The organism is Streptomyces sp. 15-116A (genome assembly GCF_025290915.1).
In the GTDB taxonomy this organism is placed as follows: domain Bacteria; phylum Actinomycetota; class Actinomycetes; order Streptomycetales; family Streptomycetaceae; genus Streptomyces.
This window is the reverse complement of the sequence record NZ_JAOCQE010000003.1, coordinates 14,852-29,598: the sequence shown is the minus strand read 5'-3', so window position 1 is coordinate 29,598 and position 14,747 is coordinate 14,852. Positions and strand designations below refer to the sequence as shown.

The following is a 14,747-nucleotide window of genomic DNA, read 5'->3' as shown; positions in this document are numbered from 1 at the left end:
GGAAGCTGAGGTCCGGGGCCTGATGCATGTGATCAAGCTGAGGCCCCCAGCTGTCTCAGACCGCGGTTCGCCAACTGAGATCCTCAATCGCACCCGCTGCTGCACTCCGAAGTTCGGACTCCCTGTGTTCGGTGAAGGCATCGTCGATCGCCTTGCGGGTCCGGCTCTCGCTGGACGGCAGCAGGTGCGTGTACGTCCGAAGCGTGAAGCCCGGGTCCGAGTGGCCGAGGTACTCGGAGAGCGCCTTGATGCTCTCCCTCGCGTCCAGGAGCACGGAAGCGTACGCGTGCCGGAGGGCGTGCATGCCATCCTCCGGGGCCGCCTGGAGATACCTCGCCCCGCGCTCGCGGGGAGGGATCACGCCAGCGGCGACCAGGGCTCTCTTCCAGGCGCCCATGTTGAAGACGCTGCGGTTGTACGCTCGGCCCTTCTCGTCGACGAAAAGCAGCCGGAAGGTCTTGGGCTCGCCGTCGGGCTTCGCCCAGGGCAGCGTGACCGCCGTGGGCGGGAATCGCCTCATGTGGGCCTTGAGGGCAGTGACCAGCTGCGCCGACAGCGGCACTGACCGGATCCGGTTGCCCTTGGGCAGAGCGAAAACCGGCTTCGTGCCGACGAGCCTCACCTGGCGGTTGACGTGGATCCAACCGCCTTTGCAGTCGATGTCCTCGACAGCGAAGCCGAAGACCTCCCCTTGACGTAGGCCGCACCCGAAGGCGAGCTTGCCGGCTGCCTGGAAGCGCTCGGGCAGCCCGGCGATGACGGCACGCACACGCTCCAGGGGCCAAGGGACGATCTTCTTCTTGGTCGCGGTCGGCAGCTTGACCGACTTTGACTTGCACGGGTTCTTCGGCAGTAGCCCGTCCTCCACAGCCATGCCCAGGATGCTGGAGAGGATGTCGAAGATGCCCTCGATCGTCGACACCTCGAAGTCGCCGTCCTGCAGCGCGCGAATCCAGCCCTGAATGACCGAAGGCTTGTTCAAGGACCGCAGCTCGCGCCGACCGAGGTGGGCGACGATGTGGTTGCGGACGGTGGCCTCGTAGCGGAGGGCCGTGGTCGGGCCTACCGAGTTCCCGTCGAGCCACTTCTGGGCGTAGGCGCCGAGCGTCTGCTTCGTCTCGGCGGGAACGACGTATCTGCCGCTGCGGATTTCGACGTCGACCTCGGCCGCCCTCCCTCCCCAGGATCCGAGCACGCCTGGAGGCTACCGACCCGCAACCCACCAACCAGCCGAGCAAGCGCTCTCCTCGCTCTCCCAACCCTTGGCACCAGGCCACCGCCGCCACCGAGTGGATCCCCCACCACCTCACCGGTCACGACGATGGAGCCTCCCAGGCTCACCTCGCCGCCTTCGGTGAAGCCCTGGACGTCCTGCCCCTCCTCGCTCCCGCACCCATCCGCGCCCAGCTCCGTGAAGCCGCTTCCGCCTTCGAGCGCGCCACACGCTCCCGCATCCAGGCCGAACACCACCACGCCCGTGCCCTGCGAAGCGCCACACGTGCGATGCTCCGCGAGCCCGCACCAAGCGACGGTACGGCGCTGGCGATGCTCCTCGATGCCGCGATCCTCGTCACCATCGCGGCCACCCGCTGGCATCAGCTCCGCCACCACGACCAGCAGGTCACCGCCGCCCAGCAGACCCTGCTCCACCTACAAGCCGCCTACGACCAGGCAGCAACCGCTCCCCTGACCGCCCTCATCCGACGCCGACCGCCACAACCGACTGTGGACCCGCACGTCCACCACATCCGTCGGGCCGTCCCCGAGCACTCGGAGCACGTCCTGGCAGATCCCTCGATTGCTGCCCTCACTGCCGCACTCGCCGAAGCGGAAGCGCTTGGGTACGACCCTGAGCGCCTCCTCAGGCAGGCCGCCGACCAACGTGCCCTGGATGACGCCCGCTCCCCCGCAGGGACGTTGGCATGGCGAGTTCAACGCTTCAGCGCACGGCCGACGCCCAACGCACGCGCCCGTGCAGCACAGGCCCGCAGCGCAGCACGGCCCGATGGGACACCGAGCACTCCGGCCCACGAGGCAACCACCGTCTCGCTCCCGCAGCCGCGAGCACATCGGCGCTGATCACGACCGCGCGGACAGCCTCGGGGCAAGCAGCTCCAGCACTTCCTCCCAGCGGTAGCGGTCGGCCCCGCCGCCCGCCTTCGGCCGGTGAGGCTCGTAGGAGCCGACCAAGACACCCATCTCGCGCAGCAGGTCCAGACTCCGTCGGTATGCAGGGTGAGCGGCCTGGGCGGAGTTCAGGTAAGGCAGCACGGCGACCGGTACCCCCATGGCGGGCGCCTCGCACAGGATGCCCAGCGCGAGGTTGTCGGAGATCCCGGCGGCCCACTTGTTGACCGTGTTGAAGGTGGCCGGGGCGACCGCGATCGCATCCGCAGGCCGGCTCGGGCGTGGCTCACCCGGTGACCGCCAGGCCGAGCGAACGGGGCGGCCGGTCTGGGCCTCGACCGCCTCCGCATCAAGGAAGCCGACTCCTTGCGGGGTGGCAACGACGCCGACGTCCCAGTGCCGTTCCTGTGCTGCCGTGATCAGCCGGCCGACGTCGGCGGCGACCCCGGCCGCGCAGACCACGATCTGGAGCAACGGCTTGTCGTGCTGGTCACTCACGCGGGCACTCCCAGTTGGCGGCTGAAGTGGTGGAGCTCGGGCAGCGCCCGGCGACGGTCACGGGCTGCCATGTCGGCAACCAGTTCGCGTACGGCCGGGCGGCGGACGTCCTGTGCCGCGCAGCTCTCGGCGATGCGCAGGGCCTGGTAGCCGTCGGCGAGTCTGCCCTGCTGACTGTAGGCGCGGGCGGCCTCCACCCAGAGCGCGGCCCGTCGCTCGGGGACGGGGGATGTGCCGCCGCATGAGGGGGCGAGCGGTTTGGAGGGCGATTCCGGCGTCGCCGAATGAGACAGCCGCGCTGATCTCGTGCAGGGCTACGTTGGTCGGGCTGAAGTTCGCCCAGGCGTCCGGCCTGTCGAATGCGACGTAGCGGGCCACCTCTCTGGCCTCGGTGAGGAAGTCGCGGGTGGTTTCGCGGTCGCCGTTTCTGCTGGCGGCGGTTGCCCCGCGGAGCAGCAGCAGGCCGACCGCTGCCAGGTATCGGGGCGAGCGTCGGTCGTAGGAGCCGCTGAGCTGGTCGACGGTGTGGCGCACCATGTTCACGGCTTGGGCTGTGTGCTTCTCCCGTACGAGCACGTGAGCGTGAACGCGGACGCTGGCGGCGAGGACGACAGGGTCCCCAGACCTTTCCGCCTCGGCCATGGCCCGGCCGGCCGCGAGCCAGGCGTTGCCCTGGTCGGCTCGCTTCAGCAACAGGCTCACCGACGTCTGGTAGGTGGTCGCGAGCAACCCGGATGCCTCCGCCGAACCGGAGGAGCCGCCGGCGACCTGGCGCAGGTCGGCGATCAGGCCCGGCAGGGCCTGCTCCAGTTTCGCGTAGTCGCACGTGCAGAACAGCCGGCGCACGGTCCGCGCTCGCTCCCGCAGCTCGTCGATACCGGAGGAGTCACCGGTGGCGGCGGGGTTCGGTCCCGGCAGCAGGACCTGGATCAGGTCGTGGTGCGCCATGGTTGGCGTCGGCGTTGCCGCGAGCGCGGCGACGCTCGCGGCAAGGAAGGTGCGGCGGTGCATGTCCTCGGTTCCGGGATCGCTGGGGCTGGCGTCGGGGGCAGCGGCGAGGCCGAGGCGTTGCGGTGGGATGTCCAGTACCTTCGCGATCTCGCGCAGCACGCGCACGTCCTCCGTGCCCCTGCCGTTCTCCAGGCGGCTCACCTTCGACTGGTGGTAGCCCAGTGCGGTGGCAACGTCCTTCTGCGAGCGCCGCTGTAATACGCGTGCCTGACGGATGACTTCGCCGATCCGTCCGGCTTCACTCTGTGCGTCGGCCATCTGCGCCACGGCCCCTTCTGCCGTCGCCGATCCTGCCTGCTCAACCGAGCGTAACCGAGCATCGATTGGCCGCGATGCAGCTCCTGCATAAGTGATGCGGCCCCGGCACACGGCATGGTCCCGCTTGTCTCCGGAGCGGTTGCCTGGAGCAGCCGCACCGACCCTGGAGGCAGCTCGTGAAAGCGCACCAGTTCGCACTCTCCGTATCCGCCACACCGACCGCGGTCACCGCCGCCCGGCACCGGGCCGTGGACGCGATAGAGGGCTGGGACACGGTGCTGGGCAACGAGGTGGTGCACACCGCCGAGCTCGTGATCAGTGAGTTCGTCACCAACGCGGTCCGGCATGCCGAAGCCGGCCCGGTTTCCCTGTCCGTCCGTCTCGACGAGCAGTCACTGCGGATCGAAGTCTGCGACGACTGCCCGGAACTGCCCCGGCCGGGTCTCCCGGATCCGTGTAGCGAGAGCGGCCGAGGTCTGTTCCTCGTGGCCGCGCTCGCGGATCGATACGGCGTCGAGCCGACGGCGGTCGGGAAGTGCTGCTGGGCCGAGATCGCACTGCCCACCAATCCGGACCATCCGATCGTGTCCCCCCTTGTTGCACAGAAGAGTTGCTGATGACGACCACTCGCGTCCCCGGCGTGGCCGCCGAGGTGATCGCCGTTCGTCCGGGCCCACCGCTCACCGGCACTGTGACTGTCGACGGCTCCAAGAACGCGGCGCTCCCGCTGGTGGCCGCCGCGGCTGCCCTCGGCTGTCCGGTGCGGCTGAACAACATCCCTGCCAACACGGACGTGCAGACCATGCTCGCGCTGCTCCAAGAGTCGGGCTGGCATGTAGCGCAGCCGGTCGGGAAGCCGACTGCGGCGGTGATTCTGCCGACTGAAAACCAGCCCGTGCGCCCCCACCTGCCCCAGGCCGCGCGTATCCGTGCCTCGTACTACCTGGTGCCGGCCCTGCTCGCCCGGCACGGAGAGGCACGGCTGCCGTGGCCGGGAGGCTGCCGGATCGGCGCACGCGGGATGGATCTGCACTTCAAGGTGTACGAGGCATTCGGCGACCGGAGTGTCTTGGGTGACTCCGGATATCGCGTCGAGGCCGCCAGACGTCGCTATGGCACCGTGTCCCTGGTGCTGCCGTTCCGCTCGCGCGGGGCGACCGTGGCCGCCCTGCTTCGAGCCGTCACCACCGGCCGGCCTCTGCGGCTGGGCGAGCCCAATCTCTCGCCGGAAGTGCTGTACGTGCTGGAGGCCCTGCAGGCGGCGGGATGGGAAACCCGGGCCGGCGAGCGCCTGCTCGCCCTCTCGCCACCCCCCTCGGCACCGAGCGACGCCGCATGGGTAGTGCCGGGAGACAAGGTGGAGGCAGGGACACTCGCCTGTGCAGTCGCCACCACCGGCGGAAGCGCGCGCATCCGAGGCGCGCGAGCCGACGACCTGGGCCCCCTCGTGGCTGCCCTGCACCGACTGGGCATCTCCACCGTCAGCGAGGCGGACACCCTCACCGTGAACGCCCAGGACGGCCGCTTGGCCAGCCGGCCCTTACGGGCCACCGCCTCGCTCAGCCCGGGCGGCTTGGACGCCGACTTCGAACCACCACTCATGGCACTGGCCCTCGGCCTACCCGGTACCCACCTGTTCGCCGACGCCATCAACCCAGGTCGCCACGGCAATCTTCTGCCGCAGTTGGCCCGCCTCGGGGCGGACATCGAGGAGATCTCCCCCACCGAGTGCCGCCTTACCGGTCCTCAACGGCTGACCGGGACGGGCGTGGAGGCCACCGACATCCGAACCGGATCCGCCCTCATGGTCGCCGGCCTCACCGCCCAGGGCGTCACCACCCTTGGCGGTCTCGACCAGCTCCGCCGCGGCCACGCCGACCTGCCCGGCAAGCTCCACACCCTGGGCGCCGACATCTGCGAGGTCACCCCATGACCACCGACGGGCGCAACCTGCGCCAGATCGTTGCCACAACGGACGTCCACTCCGCCTTCGACAACGCCGCGCCGTTCCTGACCCACCTCCACTCGCTGCGGCCGACTTCCCTCATCGTGGACTGCGGCGACTTCTTCGAAGGCAGCGGGTACTACCGCCTCGCCCGCGGCACGATCGAGCGGGGGATCCTGCTCAGGCTGTACGACGTGCTGGCCCCGGCAACCACGGCTGGCCCCACTACTTCGAACCCGACCTTCACCGGCGCACTGTCTGCGCCAATGCCGTGGATGCCAACACCGGCGACGCTCTGTTCCGCCGCCTGTACATCGCCGACATCGATGGACGGCGCGTCGGCGTAACCGCTGTGATCGGCCGGCAAGCCTTCCACTCGATCCCGGCTGCCCAGCGAGTCGGCCAATGCGTCACCGATCCCCTGCAGTCCCTGCGCGAGGTGATTCTCGCCCACCACGAGGTGGACAGCTGGGTCCTGCTCAGCCATTCCGGCTTCGACGAGGACCGGAAACTCGCGGCGGCCTGCCCGTTCCTCGACGTGGTCTTCGCCGGGCACTGCCACAGCGATCAGTACGGACCGGTCCGAGTCGACGGCACCCTGGTCGCCAAGGGTCGGGAACTCGCCGACGGCTATGCGATCGCGACACCCGTAGGCACGGGATGGGGTGCCGGCAGTACAACCTTCCCGAATCGGGCCCCGAGCCGCTTTCCCATGGAGCTTGCGGATCTGTGCTCCCTCATCGAAAACGTCAAGCAGCAGCTGGCCGCCGTCCTCGGCCCGATCAGTCCGGCGTACCGCCACCAGCCCCTCGACCGGCGCAGCCTACTCGTGGAGCTCACCGCCCGCCTGCGTACGGCACTCGGGGCAGACGCGGTCATCCTCAACGAGACGGCACTACGTGCCGTCCCGCTCTGCGACACACTCACCCAGGGCGACCTGCTCTCCATCGAGCCGTTCGCCAACCAGCTGGTGCACGCCCACGTACCTGAGCCGGCACGCAGCGGCCTCCGTGGCCTGCTGTCAGGTCTGACCGCCCAGACCGGCCCGCTCGTCACGGCCCCCGATCCCCTGCCGGACGCCATCACCACCGTGCTGACCACCGACTACCTCGCCGACACCTACCTCGGCGGACGCACATATGAGGTCGGCCTGCGCCTGGACCAGGCCGTCCAGCACGTCCTCATCATCACCGCTCCTGTCACCGCGGAAGGAAGCAGCTAATGATCCTCACCGGCCCGGAGATCACCACTGCCGCTCACGACGGCCGCCTCCGCATCACCCCGTTCGCCGCCGACCAGGTCAACCCCAACAGCTACAACGTGCGTCTGGGCCCCACCCTGATCACCTACACGAGCACGGTCCTGGACCCACACCGGCCCAACCCCACAAACGCAACCAGCATCGGCTCGGACGGGCACATCCTCCAGCCAGGCGAGCTCTACCTCGGCCACACCCTCGAAGAGGTCGGCTCCGACACCTTCGTGCCACTGCTTTTCGGTCGCTCCTCCGTCGGACGTCTCGGCCTGTTCGTCGAGATCACCGCCCCCATCGGCGACATCGGCTTCCACGGCCAGTGGACGCTCATGCTCACCCCGATCCGACCGCTGCGCGTGTATGCCGGCATGGCGATCGGGCAGATCATGTTCTTCGTCTCCACCGGCGCCATCGACCTCTACCGCGGCAAGTACCAGGCCGCCGCAGGACCGCAGCCTTCCGCCTACTGGCGAGACCTCGCCCGACTCCGGGCGGTGGCATCGTGATCCTCACCGGCCCCGCCATCGCCGCCGCCGTCCAGGCCGACGAGATCACCATCGACCCGTACGAGCCCAGCCGCCTCTCCCCCAACGCCTACGACTGGCGGCTCGGCGAAACGATCCGCGTCTGCGACGGCAACCTCGACGCCGCAACCCCCACCGCCTTCACCGAGCAGCCCATCCCCGACACCGGCCTCGTGCTGCGCCCTGGCCTGCTCTACCTCGGCATCACGCTGGAGCGGACCGGTTCGGAGACGTACGCGCAGCTACTGAATGGCGACCGCACCACCGGGTCCCTGGGCATCTGGGTTCACGTCTCGGCTCCGCTCGGACACCAGGGCCATGCGATCCGCTGGACGCTGGAGATCCGCGCCACGCGACCGGTGCGCGTGTATCCGGGCATGACCTTCGGCAAGCTCGTCTTCCTCACCACCTTCGGCACCCCGGCCAGCTACCAGCAGCAGCCTGCCAAGTACGCGTCCACGGAAGGCATCGACATCTCGCGCCTCTACGAGGAGATCGACGGAGGAGCGCGGTGAACGCTCGCTCGGCCACCGGCCCGATGGCCGCCACCTTCCTGGACCTCCCCGTCGGAAGCCCCGGCGGCAGCATCGAGCTCTTCCTCGACCTCTACACCGGACCGCAACCCCTCATCCCGGCCCGCGCCTTCATGCTCGCACCACCTGGTCACGCTCCTCGTCCACCCGCCGGACTCAACGTGCTCCCCGTAGCAGGCAAATGCCTGGAAGGAACGGCCTTCAGCCGCTACGTCGCCACCCTGCGCAGAGCACTTACAGCCACGCTCGATCCCACACAGATCAGCGTCCTCCACTTGCAGCACCTCGCATTCGGCGCCACTCCTGCCCTCATCCGCGCTCTGCCCGCGCATCCCCGGATCGCCCTCGTCCACGGCACGGACCTGATCTTCGCCGAGACCCACCGAGACCAGCTCCAGGTGCTGCGCGAGACAGCCGGGGCCGCCGACGCCATCGTGGTCCCGACCAACGCAATGGCCGACCGCCTCCTCAAGCTCGCCCCACAGATCGAACGCCGCAAGATCACCCACATCCCCTGGGGCATCCCCGACCACCTGCTCACCGCACCGCCCGCCCGGCCGGCACGCACCTCCACCAGCCACCTGCGGCTCCTGTACGCAGGACGCCTGACCACCGAAAAGGGTGGCGAGACCCTGATCAAGAGCCTGGCTCCCGTCCCCGGTGTCGAGCTGAGCGTCGCCGCGCCCAGAGCCCAGTTCCACGCACTGGCCCCGCTGCTGCAACGCGCCGGCGTACGAGTCCGCTACCTCGGCTGGCTGCGCCGCCCACAGCTGTGGAAAGCCTTCACCGAACACGACGTACTGGTCATGCCGTCCACCATACTGGAAGCCATGGGACTGGTCGCACTGGAAGCCCAAGCGTGCGGACTGCCCGTCCTTTACCAGCCTGTCCCCGGCCTCAGCGAGGCGCTCGCCGCTTCCGGTATGACCACCGACTTCACCCACTCCGCCGCACTCGCACGGGATCTCGACCGGCTGATGAAGACCCCTGGGTTGCTGTCCGCCCTGCGCCAGGCGGGCTACGCCAATGCGGCACGCTACCCCCTCTCGGCAACCGCACGATCCCTGACCGACCTCGGCCGACAGCTCACCTGAACCGACCGTCAGACGTCCCGACACGTCACTACCCGAACCGCTCTGCGAACGTCACTACGCTGTCCGACGGGATACCCCGGCGAAGAGGGAGACCATGACGTACGAGCATGACCGCATCGAAGCCCTACTCGACGAAGGGGTCCGCGACAAGGTGTACCCGGGCGCCGTATGGGCCCTCGGCGACGCCACCGGCACCCTCGCCCAGGGCACCACCGGCGTCCTCGACCCCGACGAGCCGGACGTGCCGATGCGCACCGACACCGTCTTCGACGCCGCCAGCCTCACCAAGATCCTGGCTGTCTGGTCCTCCGTCGGCGCCCTGTACGAGGACGGAACCCTCGACCTCGACCAGCCGCTCGGCAGCTTCTGGCAGGAGGTCACCGGGCACCCACTCGGAGCCGTCACCGCCCGGCATCTGCTGACGCACACCGCCGGCGTCCCACTGCGAGCCCAGCTGAAGAACCTCTACGGCACCAACCCGGACGACATCCGCCGCGGAGTACTGCACGAGGCACTCCACCGGGCACCCGGCGAAGCCGTCGAGTACACCGACCGAGCCGCCCTCATCCTCGGCTACCTCGCCGAACACCTCTCCGGCAGCCCCTTGGACCAGCTGGCCACCGCCCGCACCTGGCATCCGCTGGGCATGACCGGCACCCGCTTCGGCCCCCTGCCCGCCGACCTCGCCGCCCGCTGCGCACCCACCGAACTCGACCACGACACCGACACCCACCTCAAGGGAGTCGCCCACGACTTCTCTGCCCGCCTTCTGGGCGGCGTCTGCGGCATCGCCGGCGCCTTCACCGTCCTCGACGACCTCGCCGCCTTCCTCCGGTACATGCTCGCCCCTGCCGCTTCCCAGTTCCGGGCTGGTTTCGGGAGCGAATGGATCACCCGCTCCCTGACAATCCAGACGGGCCGGCTCCAACCTGCTCGCGGCCTATTCTGGCACCCCGCTCCCGGCACGAGCGCCGACGAAGGCGTCTGGGTCCACTACGGCTTCACCGGCACAGGCATGTGGATTTCCCCCACCAAGTGCCGCTGGGCGGTACTCCTGACCAACAAGCTCTACTACACAAGGGAACGTGGCCCGTTGACCGAGGTTCGCAACACCTTCCGTGGGCTCGCCTTGAACTGACGTGGCAAAGCAACCCATCGCGTCCCGGCCGGGTCTACTGCAGGGTTGGGCGAGCGGGCGGCTCGGCGTTGTTGACGGCGACGATCAGGTACGGGTCGATCTGTGCCCAGAGGGCGCCGCCCTCACGTTGCACTGCTCCGTCGAACCCCAGCCTGCGCAGACGCTCCCAAGCCGCTTGGACATCGTCGATGGCAACCCGAAGTTGGACGCCTGGAACGCCCGTAGCGACTTTGCTGGTGTGTGCCTGCCTGATCACGAGATTCTCATAAGAGACCCAGTCGCTTCCGCGGCGGTGCGCGCTCAAACCGAGGGCGGACATGGCCGCCGTCACGCGTCCGATGTCGGCGACGGGCAGATAGGCACCTTGGAGCCGGACCTGGTTCGGTGGCCAGACCGATCGATGCTCGTCAGCCAGCTCCGCATCGGTACGAGGGGCTTCCTCGACACCTTCCAATTCCGCTTCCGCCCGCTGGATCCCGCGGATAAAGAAAAGGTTCTGACCGTCCGTGGTGACGATATGTGTACGTCGCGCCGTCCACTTGCCGGACGTCAGGGTGCCAGCTGCGACCACGCGTGCTTGGCGCCGGTCCGGGAGCAGCAGATCAGCTCGGCTGTCGGCCTTGTCGAGCTTCTCGATGAACCGCGACCGAGCTTCGCCAGCCGCGGCGCGAGAAGGCAGGGACAGGATCGGAGAGACAGGAGTGAGCAGATTCTCGGCCAGCGTGACGAGCAGGGCCGCATCCTGAACAGTTCGCCCGAACGAGCCCAGCCATTCCTGGCCCAGACCTGCGCCGAGCAGGCTGGCGGCCATAGATGCCAGTGTGTCCGTGTCCGCGCCCTCCTGGCGCGCGGGGACACCGATGCCACGCTCCGGGCTGGCGGCCGAACGGGCCGCGAGGTAAATGGCTGCCACCGCGCACAACGTCCCCGACCCACGCGTCTTCGGCCGAGTGAGGCCGTGTTGCTCGAGAAAGGCGGAGGGCGCACTCAGCGCGCCGCTGTTCAGTGAGGACCGTGCGCTGGTGAGGAGATCCTCCACCTCCCGCACGGCGTCATCCCAGCCTTGTTCGTAGCCGCCGGGGAACGCCTTCGCAGCGGCATCCAACCAGTTTCTGTCCAGCCCCTGCCACACCGGTTCCCGCCAGTCCTTCAGACCGTCCAGTGTTGCTTCGACGAGCCAGCCGTAAGCCAATGGCGCAGGTTGCCGCAAACTGGTCCACAGGGCGTAGGCATGCACCAAGGCACCCAGCAGGGCTCGCGGGTGCCCGTGTGTCGTCGCGGCGTCGCGGACCACGTCGTGCGCCAGGTCGCCGAAGGAACCCTTGTGGTGGACTATGACGTGCGGCGCGATGCGCATGGCCGCGCCGTTGGCCCCGCTACTGAAGTACTTTTCCTGGTCGTCGGCCCTCTTGCCCCAGGCCGATTCATGCTTCTCCCAGGCGCGGCAGGCACGCTTGACGCTAGCCCCGGCACCACGTTCGTAATCGAGGAGGAAGGGCCACTCGACTCGTTGCAACCAGGTAAGCCAGTCGTCTCCTGCGGTGAGGCGAGCACGAGCCACGGCGATGAGCATCTGTGTGTCGTCGCTGTACTCGCCTGGTCCGATGTCCTCAAGGATCGGGCGGAAACGGCTGCTTGCCGTTCGCTGCCAGGCGAAAAACCGACCCGCGACCTGGCTGAGTGGCGGAAGTGAGCGAGTCCGGTCCCGCCGCTCGTAGGGCCAGCCCATGGCGTCCCCGACGGCTGCTCCTAGCAGCATGCCGCAGGCTCTGTCGGTCCATGGGTGAAGCTCAGCGTTCACGTGTTCACTCTGCCAGAGTTGTTCGGGGGATGTACGGGCTCTCCGGTGGCCGATTGCCGGAGCGCACCGAGCGGCTCAGGACGTACTTGTCGAAGAGCATGGGAGCGACAACCAGAGGTGGCAGCAGAACCGCCATCCCGAACTGGGCATGTCTGAAGTGCTCCAGCTCTGCCTGCTTCTCGTCCCGGACGATGACAGAACGTACGGCGGACAGTGGGATGATCCCGGGTATCTGTATCTCTGCCTGGTCGTCCGTAGGCCACCAAGACGGGTGCCCACTTTCTCGCCGCAGAGTCACCTTGCCGGTCACCGTGGGCGCGAACATGGCATTGAAGCCGTCGGCACCCAGCCGGGCGCCGGCGCTCCTGTCTCGTGCGGAGTTGTAGGGACAGAAGCGTGCGCCGGAAGTGGCGAGCAGGTCGACGTCCAGCGTGAGAACCACCCAGTCCTGAAAATGGCGGTCCCGGCTCGCTGCCTGGGCCAGGTACCAGGTGTTCGGATACTCCACGCTCAGGAAGGTGAACTCCAGTGCGCCGTCCAGGCGCTGGGTATCGGCAGGCCGAAAGGCGTCCGCAGCTGTCTGCAGAGTGGCCACGGGACGTATCTGCCGGGTTTCGAGGATATGGGACAGGTTGGCCGACTTGGTGAGATGGCACAGACGGGTGATACCGCGGGCCCGGGCCTGCTCAAGGACGTCACTCACAAGCTCACCCGCACGTACAGGTCAGACATCTCCTGCGGCAGCAGACCGGTCAGCTTGCTTGAGTGCAGCATGATGAGGTCTGTACGAGCCCGGGTGATGGCTACGTACAACTGCCGGGCCTCGCGCGCCTTGGCCTCGTCGAGGCCGTGAGCCTCCACCTCACTCGGTTTCGGCAACTCGTCCGCATCACAGAATGGGAGGATCACCGAGTCGAACTCGAAGCCCTTCGCCGCAGAGTAGGTCCCGTAAAACACCCCCGGCTCGTCCGTCCACCGCGCAAGCTCACGGTGCAGGCGGTGAATGGGGACACGACCTCGGTCGAGGAGAGATCTGAGTTTGTCCTCGTGGACCCGGGTGCGCATAAGAATGGCGACCTGGCGGTCCGCGCCCAGCGCCAGGGCGTTGCTCGCCGCCTGAACGAGCTGTTCTTCCTTGCCCGCGGTCTCCAGGATGGTGGGTTTCGGGCCGTCGGCCGCCGCACCGGTCGGCTGGACCAGATCGACGTCATCCTTGAAGTGCGGCATATCCGAAAGGGACTGGGCGAGTTGGGCGACCTGACGGCTGTTGCGATAGTTGTGGGCGAACTCCACGACATTTGACACATGAAGGCCCAGGGCACGCCAGGACATCCGGCTCCCGTAGATCTGCTGCGCGTAATCGCCGAAGAAAGTCAGTGATCCGTCGCTAGGAATGGCCGCTGCCAGGCTTCGAATCATCTCGGGTGTAAAATCCTGGCCCTCATCGACGACGACATGCCGGTAAAGCCGCTTGGTGGGATCAACCTTCAGGGCGCCCAGGACCGTCGACGCCATGTTGTCGAAGTCGTACTCGTACCCGGCTTCGGCACGCAACTGTACGTACCGTTGGTAGACCTCGAAGACGACTTCACGATCGGGTTGCTGAAGTGGCCTGCCCCGGCCAACCCGACGAGCACGGCCTTCCACATACGTCTGCTGGTCGACTATGCCGTGCCCGACCATCCAATGCAGCTCATCCAGGAAGAAATCGAGCGGACGGTGAATCACGGCCCGGGAGGGGTGGCGCTCACGAGCCTCCCCCAGCGCCCGCTCAACCATTTGCTTCTTGGACTTGCATATGCGCACCGGCGCTTTGGTGCGATGCGCGAGATAGCCACGCGCGAAGGTGTGGTAGGTCTCGATCTGCAGGTTCGTAGACGCGGCGCTCATACCCCTGAGGTAGGTTACGAGAGCCTTGTTGAAGGTGACCAACAGCGTGCGGCCTCCGATACCCGGGGCCGTGGCCAGATAATGAGCCCGATGGACCGCCATCGTCGTCTTGCCGCTGCCCGCCGTGCCCAGAACGACGCAGTGACCGCGTTCGTTCAGGAAGACGACGTCCCGCTGGTGACCCTTCGGGTCAGGTAACGAAAGCCCCATCGCGCCATTATGACGCGTCCATGGCCACTTGGTACAGATGATCCACGGACCGGTCCCTCAACTGGGCCTCCACCAACCGACGAAGCCGCAGCCCTCTCCGCTGGAGCTCGCGCCCTCGGCGATTAGGCAGCTTGGCCCGGGGGGTGGTGCATAGCTTCGTCCAGCCCTCGCGCAGGCTGCTGACGACCGCGGACTGCCGCCCCGCAAGCCACACCGCGGCACCTGCCCCGTGGCCAGCCGATCACTTTCGAGGGCACATCCAGGGCACATGAGCCCAGGAAACGGCGTTAACCCGCGAGAACTACCGGGACGACTTCCCGCAGGTCAACGCGGATTTTATCGAAAATACCCAGGTCAACGCCCCGCCGCCTTCAATCGCTGCACGAGTGGCAGGACTTCTCGCACCGGCTGCATGAGGCGGGGCATCAGCCTTATTGCCTGGTGTGGCCCTGAACTGGGGCTT

The 14,747-nt window shown here is 67.9% G+C and carries 11 protein-coding genes and 3 pseudogenes; 8 read left to right on the top strand and 6 right to left on the bottom strand.

Translation table 11 applies throughout. The annotated features are described in order from the left end of the window. Positions 1-55: 55 nt before the first annotated feature. Positions 56-1,195 (bottom strand): site-specific integrase, encoded by a 1,140-nt coding sequence (locus N4P33_RS01135; RefSeq protein WP_260824255.1) that lies wholly within the window; start codon positions 1,193-1,195, stop codon positions 56-58. Here N4P33_RS01135 and N4P33_RS01130 point away from each other — a divergent pair. Continuing rightward, positions 1,174-2,079: pseudogene (locus N4P33_RS01130) on the top strand (mobilization protein); the annotation flags it as partial. The gene N4P33_RS01135 and the pseudogene N4P33_RS01130 sit on opposite strands and share 22 nt — an antisense overlap. Here N4P33_RS01130 and N4P33_RS01125 read toward each other — a convergent pair. Continuing rightward, on the bottom strand, positions 2,080-2,625 hold the full coding sequence (locus N4P33_RS01125) for a flavoprotein (protein WP_190077916.1): 546 nt from the start codon (positions 2,623-2,625) through the stop codon (positions 2,080-2,082). Further along, positions 2,622-3,894: pseudogene (locus N4P33_RS01120) on the bottom strand (helix-turn-helix domain-containing protein). Before N4P33_RS01120 ends, N4P33_RS01125 begins: the two are co-directional and overlap by 4 nt. 176 nt (positions 3,895-4,070) lie before the next feature. Here N4P33_RS01120 and N4P33_RS01115 point away from each other — a divergent pair. The 7 genes and pseudogenes from N4P33_RS01115 to N4P33_RS01085 all read left to right on the top strand — a co-directional run bounded on the left by N4P33_RS01115 (position 4,071) and on the right by N4P33_RS01085 (position 10,383). Further along, positions 4,071-4,511 carry an ATP-binding protein gene (locus tag N4P33_RS01115; RefSeq protein ID WP_260824254.1) on the top strand — a complete coding sequence of 147 codons (441 nt, stop codon included), beginning with the start codon at positions 4,071-4,073 and terminating at the stop codon, positions 4,509-4,511. Next, positions 4,511-5,827 carry a UDP-N-acetylglucosamine 1-carboxyvinyltransferase gene (locus N4P33_RS01110; protein WP_190077914.1) on the top strand — a complete coding sequence of 439 codons (1,317 nt, stop codon included), beginning with the start codon at positions 4,511-4,513 and terminating at the stop codon, positions 5,825-5,827. The genes N4P33_RS01115 and N4P33_RS01110 overlap by 1 nt, the downstream gene beginning before the upstream one ends. Continuing rightward, positions 5,824-7,061 (top strand): annotated as a pseudogene (locus tag N4P33_RS01105) (metallophosphoesterase). The gene N4P33_RS01110 and the pseudogene N4P33_RS01105 overlap by 4 nt, the downstream one beginning before the upstream one ends. Further along, on the top strand, positions 7,061-7,600 hold the full coding sequence (dcd, locus tag N4P33_RS01100) for a dCTP deaminase (RefSeq protein ID WP_260824253.1): 540 nt from the start codon (positions 7,061-7,063) through the stop codon (positions 7,598-7,600). Before N4P33_RS01105 ends, dcd begins: the two are co-directional and overlap by 1 nt. Next, complete coding sequence (locus tag N4P33_RS01095; RefSeq protein ID WP_087808835.1) at positions 7,597-8,133, top strand: dCTP deaminase domain-containing protein; 537 nt, start codon at positions 7,597-7,599, stop codon at positions 8,131-8,133. The genes dcd and N4P33_RS01095 overlap by 4 nt, the downstream gene beginning before the upstream one ends. 23 nt (positions 8,134-8,156) lie before the next feature. Further along, positions 8,157-9,245, top strand: a complete 1,089-nt coding sequence (locus N4P33_RS01090) for a glycosyltransferase family 4 protein (RefSeq protein WP_260824306.1) — start codon at positions 8,157-8,159, stop codon at positions 9,243-9,245. Between the two features lie 94 nt (positions 9,246-9,339). After that, positions 9,340-10,383: a serine hydrolase gene (locus N4P33_RS01085; protein ID WP_260824252.1), complete on the top strand. Its 1,044-nt coding sequence runs from the start codon at positions 9,340-9,342 to the stop codon at positions 10,381-10,383. A gap of 34 nt (positions 10,384-10,417) precedes the next feature. Here the strand turns inward: N4P33_RS01085 and N4P33_RS01080 are convergent, their stop codons facing one another. Genes N4P33_RS01080 through N4P33_RS01070 form a run of 3 tightly spaced genes read right to left on the bottom strand, consistent with a single transcriptional unit; the run spans position 10,418 to position 14,284 of the window. After that, positions 10,418-12,142 (bottom strand): ADP-ribosylglycohydrolase family protein, encoded by a 1,725-nt coding sequence (locus N4P33_RS01080; protein WP_260824305.1) that lies wholly within the window; start codon positions 12,140-12,142, stop codon positions 10,418-10,420. A 46-nt stretch (positions 12,143-12,188) separates the two neighbouring features. Beyond that, positions 12,189-12,887 (bottom strand): DarT ssDNA thymidine ADP-ribosyltransferase family protein, encoded by a 699-nt coding sequence (locus N4P33_RS01075; protein WP_073725498.1) that lies wholly within the window; start codon positions 12,885-12,887, stop codon positions 12,189-12,191. Beyond that, complete coding sequence (locus N4P33_RS01070) at positions 12,884-14,284, bottom strand: UvrD-helicase domain-containing protein (protein ID WP_073725500.1); 1,401 nt, start codon at positions 14,282-14,284, stop codon at positions 12,884-12,886. The genes N4P33_RS01075 and N4P33_RS01070 overlap by 4 nt, the downstream gene beginning before the upstream one ends. Positions 14,285-14,747 lie beyond the last annotated feature (463 nt).